Consider the following 16858-nt stretch of genomic DNA (forward strand, 5'->3'; position numbering starts at 1 on the left):
CCGGGTGCTTCGCGGACAAAACGGTACCCTCGGCCGCATGAGCTGGTTCCGGGCGCTGAAGGAGACCGCCCGGGCGGGCATGACCGTCGAGCGGACCCGGCTGGAGCCGCTCGTCGCGCTGCGCGCCACCCTCGGGCTGGCGATCGTCATCGGCGGGAGCCTCGCCCTGCTCGGCCCCGGCGCGGCCGCCAGCTCGGCGTTCGGCGCCTTCATGGCCGCCATCGCCACCTTCCAGCAGAGCTGGCGCCCGCGCCCCGTCCTGGCCCTCGCCTCCGGGCTGACCCTGGCCGTCTCCACCTTCATCGGCTACCTCGTCGGCTCCTCGCACACCGCGCTGTTCCTCGCCCTGCTCGCCGTCTGGACTTTCGCCGCGGGCATGATGTGGGCGGCCGGCCCGACCGCCGGGATCATTGCCTCCGGCAACGTCGCGATCATGCTGGTCACCGTCACCCTGCCGACCTCCGTGGCCCAGGCCGCCGGGCACGCCGCGATGATCGCCGCCGGCGGGGTGGTCCAGGCCCTGCTCATCGTGCTCTTCCCGGTCCGCCGCTGGGGCGCCCAGCGCGACGCCCTCGCGGACGCCCTCGCCGCCGAGGCCGACTACGCCCGGCGGCTGCGCCAGGACCCCGTCGCCTCCTTCGACCCGGAGCCCCTGATGCGGGCGCGGGCCGCCGCCACCGTCACCCCGCGCCAGGCCCGGCGGCGGCCGGCCGAGCTGCACGGGGCCCGCGGGCTCGCGGAGCGGATCCGGCCCGTGCTGGCCTCCCTGGCCGACCCGGCCGTCGGGGCCCCGGCCGAGGGCCCCGGCCGGGACCGGGTGCGGGAGCTGCTCGCCGCCGCCGGGGACGTACTGGACGCCGCCGCGCGCGCGATCCGGTACGGGGAGCCGGTCGCCCTGCCCGCGCCCTCCCTCGCGGTCCTCAAGTCCCCGGACACGGGCGACCTCCTGACCGGGGCGCCGCTGCGGGCCGCGCGTCGGCTCGCCGCGCTGCTGGACGACGTACTGGAGACCGCCGAGCCGGGATCCGGGCGCACGGCCGACCCCGGCGAGTCGATGCTGCGCCCCACCCTGCCGGGGCTGGCGCCGCTGGTGCTGAAGGCCGTACGGGCCGAACTGCGCCCCGGGTCGCCGGTCCTGCGGCACGCGCTGCGGGTCACCGCCGTGGCCTGCGCCGGCTACGTGATCGGGCACGCGCTGCCCTTCGGGCACGCCTACTGGGCCCCGATGGCCTCCGTCATGGTCATGCGGCCCGACTTCAGCCAGACGTACTCGCGGGCCGTCGCCCGCTTCGGCGGCACCCTCGTCGGGGTGGCCGTCGCGACCGGGATCGTGCAGCTCGTCCAGCCCGGCATGTACCTCTCCGGCCTCCTCGCCGTCCTCAGCGCGGGCCTGATGTACGTGCTGATGCGCACCGGGTACGCCGTCGCGCAGGCGTTCGTCTCCGCGTACGTCGTCTTCCTGCTCGGCATGGGCGGGGTCCGCTGGGACCAGACGGTGCCCGACCGGGTCGCGCTCACGCTGGTCGGCGGACTGCTCGCGATGATCGCCTACGCCGTCTACCCGGCCTGGGAGACCCCCAGGCTGCGCACCCGCCTCGCCGACTGGATCGCCGCCGACGGACGGTACGCGGCCGCCGTGCTCGGCCAGTACGCCGATCCGGCCGGCGCCCGCCGCGCCGACGTGCGCGAAGCCCTGCTGGCGGCCCGCGACGCCCGGGTCGCCTGGCAGGACGCGGTGGACCGGGCCGCCGGGGAGCCGGTGCGCCACCGGGGGCTGTCCCGCGCGGCCGCCGAGGGCGCGGGCGACGCCCTGGCGGCGCTGGGCCGCCACGCCATGCTCCTGGAGGCCCACCTCCCGGACCGCGCGCACGACCCGGTGCCGGGCGCGGCCGCCCTGGCGCAGGCGGTGCGCGGCGCCACCGAGGAGGCCGCGAAGGAGGTGCGCGAGCGGCGCGTACCGTGCTGGGACGGGGTCAGGGCGGTGCTGGCGGCCTGGGACGCACCCGAGCCGTCGGTGCTGCGGGGGGCCGCCGAACAGCTGCTGGAGTCACTCGACGAGGTGTCCGAGGCCCTGACCCCCTAGGGGATGTCCGGCGGGCACCGGTCTGTGATCAAGGGGCCACCCTCCGCGTGCACGTGCATCTGCCCATGCATGCGCCAATGAACACAGCTATGATCCGGTGCAGTTGACATCTGCACTATCGGGGGCTTCCTGTGGACCACGCGTACAACGGGATGGCAGCTGCAGAACTCGCTACCGCGTTCGGGCTGACCTGGCAGAAGAGCAGACACAGCAACTCGCAGGGTTCCTGCGTGGAGTTCGCGAAGCTGCCGGACGGCGACGTCGCCGTCCGCAATTCGCGCTTCCCGGACGGTCCGGCGCTCGTCTACACGCCGGCCGAGATAGAGGCCCTGCTCCTGGGCGTCAAGGACGGCGAGTTCGATCACCTGATCAGCTGACGAAAAGCCGAGACAAGCTCACGGAAGAAGAGCGCCCATCAAGCCATGCACGTGCACTGGCCGGGACTGATCGCAATGATCAATCCCGGCCAGTAGTCGCTTCCGGCGTCCTTCTCGGCGCGCGCCCGCCTCAGTCGTGGAGCAGGAACAGCGCCCAGACCACCTTGCCGGTCAGCCGTCCCGCGAGCGGGTGCCAGCCCCAGCTGTCGCTGTACGCGTCCACGAGGAACAGCCCCCGCCCCGACTCCAGGTCGCAGTTCTCCTCCGCCCGCTCCGGCGAGAAGGCCCCGCCGGGCCGGTCCTCGCTGGGGTCGCGCACCGCGCACACCAGCCGGGTGCTCCACCGCATCAGGTGCAGCCGCACCGCCGGCTCCGGCTCGGAGGCCGGTCCCCGCGCGTCGTCCGGCAGGGCGTGGCGCAGGGCGTTGGTGACGAGTTCGGAGACGACGAGGGCCACGTCGTCGAAGCGCTCGTCCAGGCCCCACTGGGTCAGTGTGGAGCGGGTGAACGAACGTGCCCCGCGCACCGCGTCGAAGCGGGCCGGCAGGGCACATGACGCGGACCCGGAGACAGCCGTGGGGTCGACCGGGGGAAGCCCCTGCCGTAACGGCTCGAGCATGGTCGATCCATTCGTCCCCATGCGAGGCACTCCCGGGATTCGCGGGCGAAGCGGCGGCTTCGTCCAAAGAGAACTGCGGGGTGGGTCCGGCGCCGGCGCGAACAGCACGCAGGTGCGCGGGGACCATCGTTCCGAATGGGAGAGCCGGATGCAAGGGCAGATGCACGTGCACGCGCCGGACCTGTCCACTCCCGTGACGGTTCTTGCTCATTTCTTCCTACGCATACTTACGGACTTCTTTTGCGGGCAGCGGGATTCCGTTACAGAACGAGTACGGGCCGATGCGTTTTGGTGGCAGACTGCGGCCCCTGGGGTACGGGGGCCCTTACGACGCGCACGCATGCCAAATTGCGATGGGGAGGGCAGTACTAGTGACCGCAGAAGCCAGCGGTTCCGTGGTGCGCCGCATCCTCCTGGGCTCTCAGCTCAGGCGACTCCGTGAATCCCGCGGCATCACCCGCGAGGCGGCCGGCTACTCGATCCGCGCATCCGAATCGAAGATCAGCCGCTTGGAGTTGGGAAGGGTGAGCTTCAAGGCCAGAGACGTGGAGGACCTCCTCACGCTCTACGGAGTCATGGACACCGCCGAGCGCGAGTCCCTGCTGGGACTCGTCCGCGAGGCCAACGCGACCGGCTGGTGGCACAGCTACGGCGACGTGCTGCCCGGGTGGTTCCAGACGTACATCGGCCTGGAGGGCGCGGCGTCGCTCATCAGGATCTACGAAGTCCAGTTCGTGCACGGCCTGTTGCAGACCGAGGCCTACGCGCACGCCGTCGTCAGCCGCGGCATGCCCGGCGCGAGCGCCGCCGAGATCGACCGCCGCGTCGCACTGCGCCTGGAGCGGCAGAAGGTCCTCGTCTCCGAGAGCGCCCCGGTCTTCCACGCCGTCCTCGACGAGGCCGCGCTGCGCCGCCCGTACGGCGACCGCGACGTCATGCGCGGACAGCTGGAGCACCTCATCGAGGTGTCCCAGCGGCCCAACGTCCAGCTCCAGGTGATGCCCTTCTCCTTCGGCGGGCACGCGGGCGAGAGCGGAGCCTTCACCCTGCTGCGCTTCCCCGAGTCCGACCTCCAGGACATCGTCTATCTGGAACAGCTCACCAGCGCCCTCTACCTCGACAAAGAAGAGGAAGTGGGGCAGTACGAGCGGGCGATGACGCGGCTCCAGCAGGACTGCCCGGACCCGGACCGGACCCGGGATCTTCTGCGCGGCCTGCTCCAACTGTCTTGATTCGAACGTAGTATGACGTCTGATCAGTGCATGACGACCGATCGGTCTCCGGTGCAGCGCACGGATGCGCGTTCGCAGTAAGGGATGGCATGTCGATATTCAGCGAACTCGCTCACCAGTACATCGACGGCGAATGGCTGGCCGGAACCGGTTCCTGGGACATCATCGACGTCAACCCCTACAACGGCGAGAAGCTCGCCGCCATCACCGTCGCCACGGTCGAGCAGGTGGATCTGGCCTACCGCGGCGCCGAGCGAGCCCAGCGCGAGTGGGCCGGCACCAGCCCGTACTCCAGACGAGAGGTCCTCGAGCGCGCCCTGCGGATCACCGAGGAGCGCGAGAAGGAGATCGTCGAGGCGATGATCGACGAGCTCGGCGGGACCCGTCCCAAGGCCGAGTACGAGGTCTACCTCGCCAAGGAGTTCATCCGCGAGGCGATCCAGCTCGCCGTCCGCCCCGAGGGCCGGATCCTGGCCTCGCCCGTCTCGGGCAAGGAGAACCGGGTCCAGCGCCTGCCCGTCGGCGTCGTCACCGTGATCAGCCCCTTCAATTTCCCGTTCCTGGTCACTCTGAAGTCGGTCGCCCCCGCCCTGGCCCTGGGCAACGCCGTCGTCATCAAGCCGAACCAGAACGCGCCCGTCGTCGGCGGCGGCCTCATCGCCAGCATCTTCGAGGAGGCCGGGCTCCCGGCCGGCCTGCTGAACGTCCTGGTCACCGACATCGCCGAGATAGGCGACGCGCTCCTGACCCACCCCGTCCCCAAGGTGATCTCCTTCGCGGGATCCGACCGGGTCGGCCGGCACGTCGGCGCGGTCGCGGCACGCCACTTCAAGCGGACCGTCCTGGAGCTCAGCGGCAACAGCGCGCTCGTCGTCCTCGACGACGCCGATCTCGACTACGCGGTGGACGCGGCCGTCTTCAGCCGCTTCGTCTACCAGGGCCAGGTCTGTATGGCCGCCAACCGGATCCTCGTGGACGCGGCGGTCGCGGAGGAGTTCACCGAGAAGTTCACCGCCCGCGTCCGCTCCCTGAAGACCGGCGACCCGCACGAGCCCGACACCCACATCGGCCCGCTGATCAACTCCTTCCAGGCCGACGCCCTCACCGCGCTCGTGGACCGCGCGATCGAGTCCGGCGCGCAGGCCCTCGTACGGGGCTCCACGCGCGGCAACCTGGTCGAGCCGACCGTCCTCGCCGGCCTCCCCGAGGACTCCCCGCTGCTGGGCCAGGAGATCTTCGGCCCCGTCGCCCTGCTCGTCGTCTTCGACGGCGAGGACGAGGCCGTACGGCTGACCAACGCGACCCCGTACGGCCTGAGCGGCGCCGTGCACACCCGGGACGTGGAACGCGGCGTCCGCTTCGCCCAGCGGATCGACACCGGGATGATCCACGTCAACGACTCCACCATCGGCGACGAGCCCCTCGCGGCCTTCGGCGGCGAGAAGGCCTCCGGGCTGGGCCGGCTGAACGGCGAGGCGACCGTGGAGGCCTTCACCACCCAGAAGTGGATCTCGGTCCAGCACGGCCGCAGCCGCTTCCCGTTCTGACCCCGCGCAGGTCTTAGACTCGACCGGGCGTACGCGGTGCCGCCCGGGGGAGATCGAGTTGAGCAACATACCGGAGACCGGCCGGACCCCTCGGGTCCAGAACCGGCTCGTCGTCATTCAGATCGTCGTCTTCTCGCTGCTCCTCACCCTGGGCGGCCGCCTCTGGTACCTCCAGATACGCAATGGCCAGGAGTACACCGACGAGGCGAAGAACAACCACGTCCAGCAGGTGGTCCAGCCCGCCGTGCGCGGCTCCATCCTCGACTCGCGCGGGGTCCCGCTCGCCGACAACGCGACCCACCTCGTGGTCTCCGCCAGCCGCACCGAGCTGCTGAAGATGAAGGACAAGGGCAAGGAGGTCCTCACCCGGCTCGCCGGGGTCCTCGGCACGGATCCGCAGGAGACCATCGACAAGGTCCGCCTCTGCGACTCCAAGACCAAGCAGCCCTGCTGGAACGGCTCGCCGTACCAGCCGATCCCCGTCACCGACGAGGCCACCACCGAGCAGGCCCTGCAGATCCGCGAGCACCCCGAGGACTTCCCCGGCATCACCGCCGAGCCCACCGCCCTGCGGCGCTACGCGGCCCCGGACCAGGCCAACACCTCCCAGGTGCTCGGCTACCTCTCCCCGGTCACCGACGAGGAGATCGCCAAGGCCAAGAACTCGGACTCCCCCTACCTGCGCTCCGACCAGGTCGGCCGCTCCGGCCTGGAGCGCACGTACGACAAGGAGCTCCGCGGCAAGGCGGGCATCACCCGCTACGAGGTGGACAACCTCGGCCGGGTCATCGGCCAGGGTCAGACCGACCCGGCGCAGCCCGGCTCGAACATCGTGACCTCGATCGACTCCCGGGTGCAGGCCGTCGCGGAGCGCGAGCTCAACAACGCGATGATCGAGGCCCGCAAGACGTACGACAAGAACACCCGCCGCACCTACGAAGCGGACTCGGGCGCCGTCGTGGTGATGGAGACCAAGACGGGCCGGGTCGTGGCGATGGCCTCGAACCCGACCTACGACCCGAACGCCTGGGTGGGCGGGATCTCCGCGAAGGACTACGCCGCGCTCACCGACAAGGAGTCGAACTACCCGCTGCTGAACCGCGCCATCCAGGCCCAGGCGGCGCCCGGCTCGATCTTCAAGGTGGTCTCCTCGACGGCCGTCGTGAACGCCGGATACAAGTTCAACGCCCGCTACCCCTGCCCCAGCTCGTACTCGGTCGGCAGCCAGACCTTCACCAACTTCGAGTCCCAGGGCCACGGCGACATCACCATCGGCCGCGCCCTGGAGGTCTCCTGCGACACGGTCTACTACCTGCTCGCCGACCAGGAGTGGAAGAAGGACGGCGGCATCAACCCGAAGAAGAACCCGAACGACTGGTTCTTCAAGACCGCCCACGAGTTCGGGCTCGGTCAGCGCACCGGCATCGACCTGCCCAACGAGGTCCCCGGCCGGATCCCCGACCGCAAGTGGAAGCAGGACTTCTTCGACGCCAACAAGGCCGCCTGGTGCCGGGACGGCAAGAAGAACGGCACCTTCGCCGAGAAGATCGCGTACGAGAACTGCCGCCAGGGCAACCAGATGCGCGAGGGCGACGCGATCAACTACTCGATCGGCCAGGGCGACACCCTGGTCACGCCGATCCAGATGGCCTCCGTCTACGCGGCCATCGCCAACGGCGGCACGCTCCACCACCCCAGCATCGGCAAGGCGGTCGTCAGCGCCGACGGGAAGACGGTGCAGGAGATCGCGCCGAAGGTGCAGGGCAAGCTGCCGATGGACGCCAAGACCCGGGACGACATCGACGAGGCCCTGGCGGGCGTCGCCACCAACGGCAGCGCCGCCTGGCGCTTCGGCGGCTGGCCGCAGAAGCAGATCCCCATGCACGCCAAGACCGGCACCGCCGAGGTCCAGGGCAAGCAGACCACCTCCTGGTTCGCCTCGTACACCGAGGACTACGCGATCGTCATGACGATCTCCCAGGGCGGCACCGGCTCGGGTGCCTCGGGACCGGCGGTCCGCAAGATCTACGAGGCGATGTACGGGCTCGACCCGACCGGCAAGCAGGACCTGGCCAAGGCCCTGCTGCCGCAGCCCGCCAGTGCGCTCCCCGTGCTGCGGCCGGACGGAAACTGAGCCGGGGACACCTGCCGATCTAGGACAGGAACTGACCGCAATGCTCCGTAAGTTGGTTCCTGTCAGAAAAGACGCGGAGAAGGAGACGGACATGGCTCAGCTTTCCACCGAGGTCGCCGGCGACGAGCGCGGCACCCTCCTCGCCTTCGTCGAGGCCCAGCGCACGGCGATCCGCGAGACCCTGCTCGGCATGTCCGAGGAGCAGGCCGCGAGCCGCTCCAGCGCCAGTGAGCTGACCCTGTCCGGGGTGCTCAAGCACGTGGCCGAGGTCGAGCTGAACTGGCTGCGGCTGGCCCAGCAGCGGCCGAACGAGCGGCAGCGCACGCAGGAGACCTGGGGCGAGATGTTCCGCCTGGTCGAGGGCGAGTCCATCCCGGACGTGCTGGCCTTCTGGGACGGGATCCGGCAGGAGACGGAGGCCTTCATCGCCGCCGTCCCGAGCCTGGACGACAGCTTCCCGCTGCCGCCGGCGCCCTGGTTCCCCAAGGACACCAAGGTCTCCATGCGGTGGATGCTCCTGCACCTGGTGGAGGAGTTCGCCCGGCACGCCGGCCACGCGGACATCGTCCGCGAATCCATCGACGGCACCAAGGCCATGGGCTAGCCGACCCCGGGACTTGCACCTCACGCCGCGTGAGGGCCCACAGTGAAGGGCGTACCCAACCAAGGAGGAGGGGACGGAGATGGGCTACTCCGTGGGCCAGGTCGCCGGATTCGCCGGAGTCACGGTGCGCACCCTGCACCACTACGACGAGATCGGTCTGCTCTCCCCGAGCGGCCGCAGCCACGCGGGCCACCGGCGGTACGACGACGCCGACCTGGACCGGCTGCAGCGGATCCTGTTCTACCGGGAGCTCGGCTTCCCCCTCGACGAGGTCGCGGTCCTGCTGGACGACCCGGAATCGGATCCACGGGAGCACCTGCGCCGGCAGCACGCCCTGCTGACCGACCGGATCGCCCGGCTCCAGCAGATGGCCAAGGCCGTTGAGCACGCCATGGAGGCGAAGAAGATGGGCATCAACCTCACGCCCGAGGAACGGTTCGAGGTGTTCGGGGACAAGGACCCGGAGCAGTACGCGGAGGAGGCGGAGCGGCGCTGGGGCGGCACCGAGGCCTATGCGGAGTCGCAGCGGCGGGTCGCCGGCTACACCAAGGAGGACTGGCAGCGGGTCAAGGACCAGGTCGCCGACTGGGGCGCCCGGTACGCGGCCCTGATGGACGCCGGCGAGCCCGCGGACGGCGAGGCGGCCATGGACATGGCCGAGGAGCACCGGCAGCACATCGTGGCCTGGTACTACGACTGCACGTACGAGATCCACACGGGCCTCGCCGAGATGTACGTGGCGGACGAGCGCTTCAAGGAGTTCTACGACTCCATGAAGCCGGGCCTGGCCGAGCACCTGCGGGACGCGATCCTCGCCAACGCCGTGCGCAAGGTGTAAGCGGATCGTCACGCACACGACCCCCTCCGGACTCTGGAACCGGGCGGGGGTCGTGTGCGTTGATAATTGAGACCGCCCGCCCCGCAGCACGCCCCCCACCTCCAGGAGAGTCCGGAAACCGTGTACCAGCTTGCGCTCGGCCCTGAGTGGCTGTCCCCGGACTACCTGATCTCGCACTTCGGACTGATCGGCATCCTGGTCATCGTCTTCGCGGAATCGGGACTCTTCGCCTTCCTGCCGGGCGACTCGCTGCTGTTCACGGCGGGCCTCCTCGTCGCGAACGGCGAGTACATCAAGCAGCCGCTGTGGCTGGTCTGCACCCTGATCGTGGCCGCCGCGATCATCGGCGACCAGGTCGGCTACATGATCGGAAAGTTCTTCGGCCCGAAGCTCTTCAACCGGCCGCAGTCGAAGCTCTTCAAGCGGGAGAACCTCGACAAGGCGCACGAGTTCATGGACAAGCACGGCCCGAAGGCCATCGTGCTCGCCCGCTTCGTGCCGATCATCCGCACCTTCGCGCCGATGGTCGCGGGCGCCGGGTCGATGAGGTACCGCACCTTCCTCACCTACAACGTCATCGGCGGCATCGGCTGGGGCGCGGGCATCACGATCGCGGGCTACTGGCTCGGCCAGATCGCGTTCATCAAGGACAACATCGAGGCGATCCTCGTCCTGATCGTCCTGCTCTCCCTGATCCCGGTGATCTTCGAGGTCCTCAAGGCCCGCAAGGAGAACCGGGCGGCCCAGGCCGACGCGGTCGAGGCCGACGGCGTCCAGGCCCCCGGCCAGCGCCGCCGCCACGCCAAGCAGTAGGCCGCCATCGGCTGAATCCGGCCACCACGTACGCCCCCGCAGGCCGCCTGTGCCCGCGGGGGCGTACGCGTATCCGTACAGGGGCTAGAACCCCCGCGTCCGCTTCGCCGCGCGCCGCTTGGCGGCACTGGCCGCGCCCGGGACGCGCATGAACAGCCGCGAGGTCTCCGACCCCAGGTTGACCCCGATCGCGATGGCCAGCGCGATGGCCGCCGCGTTCACCAGCGAGGCCAGGCCCTCGTTCAGCCGGTCCTCGGCGATCAGCAGCAGCCCGTAGTACGTGGCCGAGCCGGGCAGCAGCGGTCCGATCGCGGCCGTCACGTACGGCAGGGCGGACGCGAAGCGGTAGCGGGAGAAGAGCTGCCCGAACAGGCCGACCAGCCCGGCCGCCACGCACGTGGACGGCACGGGCGGGATGCCGCCGGCGTAGTGCAGGGCCCCGAAGGTCACCCAGGCCACCCCGCCGTTCAGCGTCACGATCCACACGGTGGAGCGCTCCTGCTGGAGCAGGATCGCGAATGTGAAGACCAGCACCATCGAGGCCGCGATCTGGATCAGCGGCCGCTGTGTGATCAGCAGGACCTCCTCCGGCTTCGGGGAGGCGCCGAGCTGGAGGCCCAGGTAGAGCACGACCAGTACGCCCATGATGATGCCGATGAAGAGGTACATGACCTCCAGCAGCCGGGCGGAGGCGGTGATGTAGTAGCCGGTCAGCCCGTCCTGCACCGCCGCTACCAGGGCCCGCCCCGGCAGCAGTGCGAACAGCCCGCCGGTGATCACGGCGGAGGCCTTGATGTCCTGGATCTCGGCGAGCTTGAGCGCCACCCCGAACGCGGCGGGCGGCATCGCGGCCACCACGAACTGGTAGAACTCCGGCAGCCCGCGCCCCGCGCACAGCCACGCCAGCCGGTCGCCGAGGACGGCGCCGAGGGCCGCCGCGAAGAAGACCAGCACCCCGCCGCCGACCAGGGTCGACGCCGCCCCGGCGAGCAGCCCGGCGGCGGCCGTCAGCACCCAGGTCGGGTACGGGTGCCGGTTGCGGCGGATCTCCGCCAGGCGCCGGTAGGCCTCCTCCAGGGACACGTCGAACTCGTGGGCGCTGATGTCGTCCACGAGCCGGTACACGGCCGCCAGGCGGGTGTAGTCGGTGCCCCGGCGGCGGACCGTCCGGTTCGCCGAGACCGGGTCGCCCACCAGGGAGGGCTGGTGCGTGATCGACAGCATCGTGAAGGTGACGGTGGGCTCGCAGCGGTCCAGCCCGTAGGAGCGGGCCACCGCGAACATGGCGGCCTCCACGTCCTCCGATCCCTCACCGCCCGCGAGCAGCAGTTCCCCGATGCGAAGGGTCAGGTCGAGCACGCGGCCCACGGCGGGCCCGGCCTCGGTCGGCTTCTGCACGAGCTCGGGCACGGGGCGCACGTCGACCGGCATGCGCAGCATCGTGCGCATCCGGTCCTGCCAGGGGGACTCCTTCATCCGGGAGACGGGGAACCCGTGCCCCGGGGTGTAGGCGGGCGGGGAGTGCGCGGCGCTGTAGGTGGCCGGCGGCGCGAAGGCCGAGCCCTCGGGCCCGGGCTGCGCCGGCTCGGTGCCGGCCGGGAGGGCGAACTCCGAGGTGGGCTGGTCCTCCTCGGGGGCCTCCGGCTCCATCCCGGGCGGCGGCGTGAAGGCGCTCCGCGCCTCGTCGGACTGGGGCTTGCGGTCCTCTGCCCCCTCGGCTTCCGCCACGCGCCCTCCAGTCCGTGATCACCTGCCGTATCAGTATGCGGAACCGTTTCCTCCCCGGCGACGCCGTGTCCCTCCCGGGTGGGGTGCGGGTGTGGGCGCCGCTGCGCGGAGCGGGCCCCTCCCCGCCCTTCCACCGTTCCCCCGGGCTCCGCCCCGGACCCCGGGGGAACGATTCCAGCCCCGCCGGCGTTTGAGGCGCGGGGTCTGGGGCGGAGCCCCGGGTCCGGGCGTGGCCCGGCTCGGGCCGGAAACGACACCGCGGGCGGCACCCCCCAAGGGGTACCGCCCGCGGCAACGGCTAACCGAGCGGAGCTCAGTGGTGGCCGCCGGAGGCCTCGAGGCGCTTGTACGAGGCCTCGATCTCGGCCTCGGCCTCGGCACGGCCGACCCAGTTCGCGCCCTCGACCGACTTGCCCGGCTCCAGGTCCTTGTAGACCTCGAAGAAGTGCTGGATCTCCAGGCGGTCGAACTCGGACACGTGGTGGATGTCGCGCAGGTGCTCGACACGCGGGTCGGAGGCCGGCACGCACAGCAGCTTGTCGTCGCCGCCCGCCTCGTCCGTCATGCGGAACATGCCGATGGCGCGGCACTTGATCAGGCAGCCCGGGAAGGTCGGCTCGTCGAGGATGACCAGCGCGTCCAGCGGGTCACCGTCCTCGCCGAGGGTGTTCTCGACGAAGCCGTAGTCGGCCGGGTAGCTGGTCGAGGTGAAGAGGCGACGGTCCAGACGGATCCGGCCGGTCTCGTGGTCCACCTCGTACTTGTTCCGCGAACCCTTGGGGATCTCGATGGTGACGTCGAACTCCACGTCCTGCTCCTCCATGATCAGCTTCAGCAGACTGAATTGCTTCGAGACGGCATTTGATTGAACTGCGTGCGCGTCCGGCCCAGCCCTGCCGGGTGGGGTGCCATGCTCGCGGCAAGACGCAGTGGTTAAGTGTCCCTCACGCATATGTGTGATCGCGAAAGGGGCTGGTCCGAGGTGCCATTGGTCAAGACGTGGCAGCTCATCGCGGGGTCCGCTGCTGCCGGCCTCGCCCTCTCGGCGGCCGTAGTGGCCTCCGCCGGTCCCTGGGACTCCGGCCAGCGTAAGGCCGAGCGGGACAGGGCCGCCTCCTGGAGCCGTACGGGTGGCGCAGATCACGGGGCCGAGCACGGCTCCGGCGCCCTCCCGCAGGCCGCGCCCAGCGCGCCCGGCGTGCTCGCGGCGGTCGGCTCCGGGGGCACGCGGCAGGCCGCCCCCGACGGGCTCGCCGCCGCGCTGAAGCCGCTGCTCGCAGACCCGGCCCTCGGCACCGTCCGTACCGCCTCCGTCGTCGACGCGGCCACCGGACAGGTGCTCTACGAGGCCGGGGCGCGGGAGGCGATGACCCCCGCCTCCACCATCAAGATCGCCACCGCCGCCGCGGCCCTCGCCGCCCTCGGGCCCGAGCACCGCATCCGGACCACCGTCACGCCCGGCGCCGCCCCCGGCCAGATCGTCCTCGTCGGCGGCGGCGACCCCTCCCTCACCGCCAAGAAGAAGAGCCCCGCCGGATCCGGCGGCAGCCTCGTCGCCCTCGCCGCCGACACCGCACAGGCCCTCAAGGCCGCCGGCACCGACAGCGTGACCCTGGGCTACGACGACACCCTCTACACCGGCCCCGCCCGCCACCCGATCGGCGTCAACCCCAACATCGCCCCCGTCAGCTCCCTCACCGCCGACGAGGGCCGCCCCGACGACTCCACCTCCGGGCCCGTCGAGCGCACCGACGACCCCGCCAAGGACGCCGCCCGCGCCTTCGCCGCCCTGCTGGCCGAACGCGGCGTCAAGGTCACCGGCACCCCCGCCAAAGCCAAGGCCGCCGCGGGCGCCCAGCCCCTCGCGGTCACCCTCTCCACCCCGCTCGCCGGACTCGTCGAGCGCATGCTGACCAACAGCGACAACGACATCGCCGAGGCCCTCGCCCGCCAGACCGCCCTCGCCTCCGGCCAGCCCGCGAGCTTCGAAGGCGCCGAGAAGGCCGTCGCCGCCAAACTCGCCGGCCTCGGCGTGGACGTCGCCGGGTCCCGCTTCGCCGACGGCAGCGGCCTGAACCGCGCCGACAAGGTCAGCGCGGGCCTGCTGACCGCGATCCTCGCCAAGGCCGCCGACCCCCAGCGCCCGGAGCTGCGGCCCGTCCTCACCGGACTGCCCGTCGCCGGATTCACCGGCACCCTGCGCGCCCGCAACTCCGGCAGCTCCCCGGCGGCCGGCCTGCTCCGCGCCAAGACGGGCACCCTGAGCGGCGTCAACGCCCTCTCCGGCACCGTCGTCGACCGCTCCGGCCGGCTCCTCGCCTTCGCGTTCCTGACCGCGAACACCCCCGGCCCCGAGGGCGCCGAGAAGGCCCTCGACAAACTCGCCGCGGCAGTCGCGGCCGCACCGTAGGGGTCCGCCGAACGGCTGGTCCACGTAACGTTGACGCATGACGAGCATCAGTGGTGCAGAGATGGTCGACTGGAACCTCGCGGTGGCTACCGCGACCCGACTGGTGCGGTCCGGCCCGGAGGTCAGCCGGGACGAGGCGCGCGCGGTGGTCGCCGAGCTGCGCGCGCACGCCAGGACCTCCGAACGGCACGTACGCGAGTTCACCCGGATGATCCCCGAAGGCGCGGCCTTCCCCGACACCCCCGTCCTCGTCGTCGACCGGGCAGGCTGGGTCAAGGCCAACGTGGCCGGCTTCCGCGAACTGCTCCAGCCGCTCCTCGGCAAGATGCAGGACCGCCGCGCCGGCACCCCCGGCGGAGCCGTCCTCGGAGCCGTCGGCGGCAAGGTCACCGGCGTCGAGCTCGGCATGCTGCTCAGCTTCCTGGCCTCCCGCGTCCTGGGCCAGTACGAGACCTTCGCGCCGGTCTCCCGCGACCTGCCCGGCTCCGCGGGCGGCGGCCGGCTGCTCCTCGTCGCCCCCAACATCGTCCACGTCGAACGCGAGCTGGAGGTCGACCCGCACGACTTCCGGCTCTGGGTCTGCCTGCACGAGGAGACGCACCGCACGCAGTTCACCGCCGTCCCCTGGCTGCGCGACCACCTCGAGGGCGAGATCCAGTCATTCCTCGGCGCCACCGAAGTGGACCCGGCCACCGTCCTGGAACGCATCCGCGAGGCCGCCCAGTCCTTCGCCGGCGCCCGCCCCGACGCCGAGCGCGGCGACGAGGGCCGCTCCCTCGTCGAACTCGTACAGACCCCCGAACAGCGCGAGATCCTCGGCCGGCTCACCGCCGTCATGTCCCTCCTGGAAGGCCACGCCGACTACGTCATGGACGGGGTCGGCCCCCAGGTGGTGCCCTCGGTCGCCGAGATCCGCGAGAAGTTCCAGCAGCGCCGGGCCAGCGGAGCGGGCCGCCTCGACGCCGCCCTGCGCAAGCTCCTCGGCCTCGACGCCAAACTGCGCCAGTACCGCGACGGGGAACGCTTCGTGCGGGCCGTCGTCGGCCAGGTCGGCATGGACGGCTTCAACCGCGTCTGGACCTCCCCGAACACCCTCCCGACCAAGGCCGAGATCGCCCAGCCCGCCGACTGGGTGGCCCGCGTCCACCGCAAGGGGAGCGAAGGAAGCGAAGAGAGGTGACTCAGGAGGCGTAAAACTGTCTCTCTGGGGGAAGCAGCATCACCCGTCCGAGGGACCGTGAGCCGTGGAAGGGCGTGCGATGCTCGGGGAACGGCTCGGCTCTGTCACCATCGACGCACTCTGAGTGACATCCCCCGTCCGCGGGGGGCCGCCGGGCAAGCACCCCAGCGCACCACACACCCCGAAGCCTCCGAGGCATCCGAACTCCATCGAAGGGCACCGGACATGGGTCCCCATCCTGCGGTCGCGGCGATACGCCTGGCGGTCCGCCGCGTACTCCACGACGTCCTCACCGACCTCCCCGCCGACCCTCGCACCACCCTCGGCGACCCGCCACTCGTCCTCGTCGCCTGCTCCGGCGGCGCCGACTCGATGGCACTCGCCTCGGCACTCGCCTTCGAGGCTCCCAAGCTCGGCATCCGCGCCGGCGGCATCACCGTCGACCACGGACTCCAGCCCGGCTCCGACCTGCGCGCCGCCGAGGTCGTCACCCGCATGACCGCGCTCCGCCTCGACCCGGTGGAGTCCGTCGCCGTGCGCGTCGGCCGCGACGGCGGACCCGAGGCCGCCGCCCGCGACGCCCGCTACGCCGCCCTCGACGAGGCCGCCGACCGCCACGGCGCCGCCGCCGTGCTGCTCGGCCACACCCGGGACGATCAAGCCGAAACCGTCCTGCTCGGCCTCGCCCGAGGCTCCGGCATCCGCTCGCTCTCCGGCATGGCCGAAGTCAGCGGAGGACCCGGCCGAAGCCACCGCTACCGCCGCCCCTTCCTCCAGGTCGACCGGCAGACCGCCCGCAAGGCCTGCATGGTCCAGTCCCTCGCCGTCTGGGACGACCCGCACAACATCGACCCCGCCTACACCCGCTCCCGGCTGCGCCACGAGGGCCTGCCCGCACTGGAGAAGGCGCTGGGCAAGGGCGTCGTCGAGGCACTCGCCCGCACCGCCCAGCTCTCCCGCGACGATGCCGACGCCCTGGACGCCTGGGCCGCCGAAGCCGAGACCGGCGTACGGGACGAGGACGGCCGGCTGGAGTGCGCCAAGCTGTACGCCCTGCCCCCGGCCGTCCGCCGCCGGGTGCTGCGCAGGGCCGTCGTCGCCGCCGGTTCCCCCGCGGGCTCCCTCTTCGCCCGCCACATCGAGGAAGTGGACCGTCTCATCACCGGATGGCGCGGTCAGGGCGCCATCAACCTGCCCGGCCGGGTCGAGGCCCAGCGGCAGGGTGGCAGACTTGTCATCCGGCAGGGCTGATTGGTGCTGAAACACGGCTGAGTCCTCCGGGGGCACCCCCGG

Annotated in this window: 12 protein-coding genes and 2 pseudogenes; 11 read left to right on the forward strand and 3 right to left on the reverse strand. The window is 71.5% G+C overall.

From position 1 onward, the window contains the following. Positions 1-37 precede the first annotated feature (37 nt). Complete coding sequence (locus AB0O21_RS02540; RefSeq protein WP_365165233.1) at positions 38-2083, forward strand: FUSC family protein; 2046 nt, start codon at positions 38-40, stop codon at positions 2081-2083. A 131-nt stretch (positions 2084-2214) separates the two neighbouring features. Continuing rightward, on the forward strand, positions 2215-2460 hold the full coding sequence (locus AB0O21_RS02545) for a DUF397 domain-containing protein (RefSeq protein WP_329383482.1): 246 nt from the start codon (positions 2215-2217) through the stop codon (positions 2458-2460). 130 nt (positions 2461-2590) lie between these two features. Here AB0O21_RS02545 and AB0O21_RS02550 read toward each other — a convergent pair whose 3' ends face one another. Next, positions 2591-3079, reverse strand: coding sequence for an ATP-binding protein (locus AB0O21_RS02550; RefSeq protein ID WP_365165236.1), 489 nt, complete (start codon positions 3077-3079; stop codon positions 2591-2593). A gap of 353 nt (positions 3080-3432) precedes the next feature. Between AB0O21_RS02550 and AB0O21_RS02555 the strand changes: the two genes are divergently transcribed. From AB0O21_RS02555 to AB0O21_RS02580, 6 genes and pseudogenes are all read left to right on the forward strand, one after another. Next, on the forward strand, positions 3433-4311 hold the full coding sequence (locus tag AB0O21_RS02555; RefSeq protein ID WP_365165239.1) for a helix-turn-helix transcriptional regulator: 879 nt from the start codon (positions 3433-3435) through the stop codon (positions 4309-4311). 89 nt (positions 4312-4400) lie between these two features. After that, entirely contained in the window at positions 4401-5858 is a 1458-nt protein-coding gene (locus tag AB0O21_RS02560) for an aldehyde dehydrogenase family protein (protein WP_365165241.1), read from the forward strand. Positions 5859-5916: 58 nt separating this feature from the next. Further along, positions 5917-7989: pseudogene (gene mrdA, locus AB0O21_RS02565) on the forward strand (penicillin-binding protein 2); the annotation flags it as partial. A 94-nt stretch (positions 7990-8083) separates the two neighbouring features. Then, positions 8084-8596, forward strand: a complete 513-nt coding sequence (locus AB0O21_RS02570; protein WP_365165243.1) for a DinB family protein — start codon at positions 8084-8086, stop codon at positions 8594-8596. 79 nt (positions 8597-8675) lie between these two features. Then, entirely contained in the window at positions 8676-9434 is a 759-nt protein-coding gene (locus AB0O21_RS02575; RefSeq protein ID WP_365165246.1) for a MerR family transcriptional regulator, read from the forward strand. A gap of 120 nt (positions 9435-9554) precedes the next feature. Beyond that, positions 9555-10190: pseudogene (locus AB0O21_RS02580) on the forward strand (VTT domain-containing protein); the annotation flags it as partial. A gap of 141 nt (positions 10191-10331) precedes the next feature. Here AB0O21_RS02580 and AB0O21_RS02585 read toward each other — a convergent pair. After that, on the reverse strand, positions 10332-11975 hold the full coding sequence (locus AB0O21_RS02585) for a threonine/serine exporter family protein (RefSeq protein WP_365165248.1): 1644 nt from the start codon (positions 11973-11975) through the stop codon (positions 10332-10334). A gap of 313 nt (positions 11976-12288) precedes the next feature. Next, complete coding sequence (locus AB0O21_RS02590) at positions 12289-12783, reverse strand: inorganic diphosphatase (RefSeq protein WP_243629059.1); 495 nt, start codon at positions 12781-12783, stop codon at positions 12289-12291. Between the two features lie 144 nt (positions 12784-12927). On the opposite strand from AB0O21_RS02590, the gene dacB reads away from it, so the two are divergent. From dacB to tilS, 3 genes are all read left to right on the forward strand, one after another. Beyond that, positions 12928-14385: a D-alanyl-D-alanine carboxypeptidase/D-alanyl-D-alanine-endopeptidase gene (gene dacB / locus AB0O21_RS02595; RefSeq protein WP_365165251.1), complete on the forward strand. Its 1458-nt coding sequence runs from the start codon at positions 12928-12930 to the stop codon at positions 14383-14385. A gap of 37 nt (positions 14386-14422) precedes the next feature. Beyond that, positions 14423-15565, forward strand: coding sequence for a zinc-dependent metalloprotease (locus AB0O21_RS02600; RefSeq protein WP_365165253.1), 1143 nt, complete (start codon positions 14423-14425; stop codon positions 15563-15565). Positions 15566-15790: 225 nt separating this feature from the next. Further along, complete coding sequence (gene tilS, locus AB0O21_RS02605; protein ID WP_365165255.1) at positions 15791-16816, forward strand: tRNA lysidine(34) synthetase TilS; 1026 nt, start codon at positions 15791-15793, stop codon at positions 16814-16816. The last annotated feature ends 42 nt before the right edge of the window (positions 16817-16858 follow it).

The organism is Streptomyces sp. NPDC091371 (assembly GCF_040684275.1).
In the GTDB taxonomy this organism is placed as follows: Bacteria; Actinomycetota; Actinomycetes; order Streptomycetales; family Streptomycetaceae; genus Streptomyces.

What these genes read in the sequence shown, in the direction of transcription:
- tilS (WP_365165255.1), top strand. Translation starts at nt 15,791, where the DNA reads ATGGGTCCCCATCCTGCGGTCGCGGCGATACGCCTGGCGGTCCGCCGC.
- AB0O21_RS02570 (WP_365165243.1), top strand. Translation starts at nt 8,084, where the DNA reads ATGGCTCAGCTTTCCACCGAGGTCGCCGGCGACGAGCGCGGCACCCTC.
- AB0O21_RS02555 (WP_365165239.1), top strand. Translation starts at nt 3,433, where the DNA reads ATGGGGAGGGCAGTACTAGTGACCGCAGAAGCCAGCGGTTCCGTGGTG.
- dacB (WP_365165251.1), top strand. Translation starts at nt 12,928, where the DNA reads ATGTGTGATCGCGAAAGGGGCTGGTCCGAGGTGCCATTGGTCAAGACG.
- AB0O21_RS02550 (WP_365165236.1), bottom strand. Translation starts at nt 3,079, where the DNA reads ATGCTCGAGCCGTTACGGCAGGGGCTTCCCCCGGTCGACCCCACGGCT.
- AB0O21_RS02560 (WP_365165241.1), top strand. Translation starts at nt 4,401, where the DNA reads ATGTCGATATTCAGCGAACTCGCTCACCAGTACATCGACGGCGAATGG.
- AB0O21_RS02575 (WP_365165246.1), top strand. Translation starts at nt 8,676, where the DNA reads ATGGGCTACTCCGTGGGCCAGGTCGCCGGATTCGCCGGAGTCACGGTG.
- AB0O21_RS02540 (WP_365165233.1), top strand. Translation starts at nt 38, where the DNA reads ATGAGCTGGTTCCGGGCGCTGAAGGAGACCGCCCGGGCGGGCATGACC.
- AB0O21_RS02600 (WP_365165253.1), top strand. Translation starts at nt 14,423, where the DNA reads ATGACGAGCATCAGTGGTGCAGAGATGGTCGACTGGAACCTCGCGGTG.